1 protein-coding gene and 1 pseudogene are annotated in these 1,893 nt (G+C 32.9%); both read right to left on the bottom strand.

Annotation, left to right across the window (positions count from 1 at the left end; all coding sequences use genetic code 11):
- Nucleotides 1-182: 182 nt before the first annotated feature.
- The gene (locus tag Q0257_RS10750) at nt 183-1,427 is read right to left on the bottom strand and encodes an McrC family protein (RefSeq protein WP_298024731.1); all 1,245 of its coding nucleotides are present in this window, start codon (nt 1,425-1,427) and stop codon (nt 183-185) included.
- Nucleotides 1,428-1,437: 10 nt separating this feature from the next.
- Nucleotides 1,438-1,893: pseudogene (locus tag Q0257_RS10745) on the bottom strand (ATP/GTP-binding protein); the annotation flags it as partial.

Raw genomic sequence — 1,893 nt, 5'->3', positions numbered from 1 at the left:
TGTCGTGCAATTTTTTTATTATTTTAGATATTTCTTGATATCTATACGGCGTCATCTCTATGCTTAATCCCTGCTGTATCTCTTGTTTTACCATACTACTTTTCCGGCATTTTGAAATATACAACTAAGCAATAGTCAATTTAAGCGAAAAATTTCGATCTCCTTAAAAAAGAAAGATAGCTTTAGTTTAGTAAGTTTTTGATAAGCTCGTCATTTTTGGAGTCATTTTCTAGATCAAAGTATAAAATTTTAAGTAGCATTTTGTCGTCGTATTTAAATTCCATAGACCCTTGCTCCGCGCTGTCTATCTTTGGATAGATGAGATAGAGCCTATCGCACTCGTGTTTTTTGCCGTAAGCGTATAGCTGATACAGATCGGCTTGCGAGATATTGTTCTTTTCTTTTTCCTTATCATCTTGATCGATAACTTTCCATTTTGTATCGGCTATAAATTTGCCTTCTAAAAATATATCAGGTCTTAATCTAAAGCTCCTTGGCTCTTCTACAAGGTGCTTTTTTGAATGTTGCAATCTAATATCTGCATGCTTTTTTTTAATAAAATTTCCGACATAACTTTCAAAAAGCAGGTTCATATCAAAAAGTAAGGCAAGAGCTAGATCGTCGCCTTTATGCGGAGTGAAGCAATTGCCTAAAAGGAAAATTTTACACCATAAAAACGTTTGCTCGTAGTGCTTTACTTGGCGGTTTATTACATAGTTTGTAAAGAAATTTTTATAATCACTGCACGTCGAAACTTCATCAAATATAAATAAAAACTCGCGTATTTTTTGCTGATTTTTACTGGAATTTGACTTTTTGTATAGAAATTTAAGCGTTGTTTTTATGATCTGATTTATCTTTATGTCGCTTAAAAACTCGCTGTATTCTACATAAAATCGCTCTTTGTGGATAGTATTTCTTTTGATCTGTTCATTTATATTTAGCTTTCCTTTTAGAAATTTTAGATTATTCTCTAACGTTATATAGTCGCTTTTTATTCCCTTTTTTACAAGGATTTCAAGCTCGCGTAAAAACATCGAGATAAAAATTTCTAAAAGCGGCAAATTTTGGGTTTTGAGACCAGCTAAATTTGAGCTTTTAAAGGGAAAATCTTTAAGCGATTTTAGCATTTTTAGAAAAACGTTTTTTAATCCGTCTATTTTATCGGTATCATTTTTATCCACTTTATTCGCTATTTTAGGCAAAATCTCTATCGTTAGGCCGCTTTTTGTTTGCAAAACACCTACGTAGTTTCTTGCTTGTATAAATTTTCCGCCGCTTCCGCTTCCTATCTTTAAAAACGTAGCATTTTCATCGCTATTTTTAAGGATAAAATTTTCTATATCGCCAAAGTCGTTTTTATCTATATTTTTATCATTCTGATATAAGCGCTCAAACTCGATTAGCGTCCTTTGTTTCTGTTTCATTCGTGCCATCTTAGTCGCTTGATGACTTATAAATTTCTATATAGCTTTGAGCTTTGTTAAAGGCTTCGTCGTTTATCTTGTATAAGACTTTATCATCTATATCGTCGATTTTTCTTCCAAATAAATCACTAGCCTTTTTCTCTTCTTTGGTTATAAACTGAGTTCTGCTATCTTTTTGCTTTTTATTGTCGCCCAAGACCAATCTTATCTTTTCCCAGTCGTCGTAAAAATATTCTTGCAGTAGCGGTAAAATTTTATTTTTAAAGATTGAAGCTAGCTCCGATATATCCGCATCATCTTTTAGCGAGATAAAATAGGTATGTCCTATAGCATGATCTCTGTCGTAAAGATACTCTATGCGTTCGTTTATGGCTTCTAGCATTTCTCCTATATTGATGCCTTCAATGGTTATTTTTTTGAGTTCGTCGTACTGCGGCATCATCTCCACAAATTCAAACCTTCTTCT

This window comes from uncultured Campylobacter sp. (assembly GCF_938018035.1).
GTDB lineage: Bacteria > Campylobacterota > Campylobacteria > Campylobacterales > Campylobacteraceae > Campylobacter_B.
This window is presented reverse-complemented; position numbering and strand designations above follow the sequence as displayed.

Coding starts and splice junctions, on each gene's coding strand:
- Q0257_RS10750 (WP_298024731.1), bottom strand. CDS start 1,427: ATGAAACAGAAACAAAGGACGCTAATCGAGTTTGAGCGCTTATATCAG.